Source organism: Photorhabdus sp. RM96S, assembly GCF_042879335.1.
In the GTDB taxonomy this organism is placed as follows: domain Bacteria; phylum Pseudomonadota; class Gammaproteobacteria; order Enterobacterales; family Enterobacteriaceae; genus Photorhabdus; species Photorhabdus kayaii.
In genome coordinates, this window is sequence record NZ_JBHFKT010000179.1 from 1 (window position 1) to 459 (window position 459).

General features: G+C 66.9%; 2 protein-coding genes. Both read right to left on the reverse strand.

What is annotated here, in order from left to right:
* On the reverse strand, nucleotides 1-181 hold a 181-nt coding region (locus tag ACGF49_RS24845), incomplete at its 3' end, for a hypothetical protein (protein WP_387493415.1).
* The coding region (locus tag ACGF49_RS24850; protein ID WP_387493418.1) for a hypothetical protein at nucleotides 162-459 on the reverse strand (298 nt) is incomplete at its 5' end. The genes ACGF49_RS24845 and ACGF49_RS24850, both read right to left, overlap by 20 nt.

The following is a 459-nucleotide window of genomic DNA, read 5'->3' on the forward strand; positions in this document are numbered from 1 at the left end:
AGCCTCGGCGCACGCGGGGGTAAATAGTCGTCAGGCGGCGCAAGCCCCGGCGTCCCCGTTGAGCCGGTCCAGGCCGCCCAACGCCTATTGAACATAATGCGGGGGAATTATCCGCACTGCGCCGGTGAGCCCGGGCAACCGCCTGAGCATTGATGAGCGGCTTAATGCGTATAATTGGCATTATGTCTTGCGCCCCCGCGGGTCGGCATTGCGGGGTGTGGCGCACAAGGCTGACGCCTTCTGCTGTCAGCCGCTGCGCCAGTCCTCGGCAAAAACCCGTGTGCTTCTTTAGCTGCTGTGCCAACGTCCGGCCAACACCCCTGAAGGCCGGTCGGCCTGCGGCCTCCGCTCATTGACTTCCCCCCGCCCCAACCCTGCTGCGACTGGCTGCGCGCGGCTCGCACTGCGCTGCGCTCCGTTGCTCGTTCCCGTGCTCGCCATCGCCGCCCCGTGCAGCCC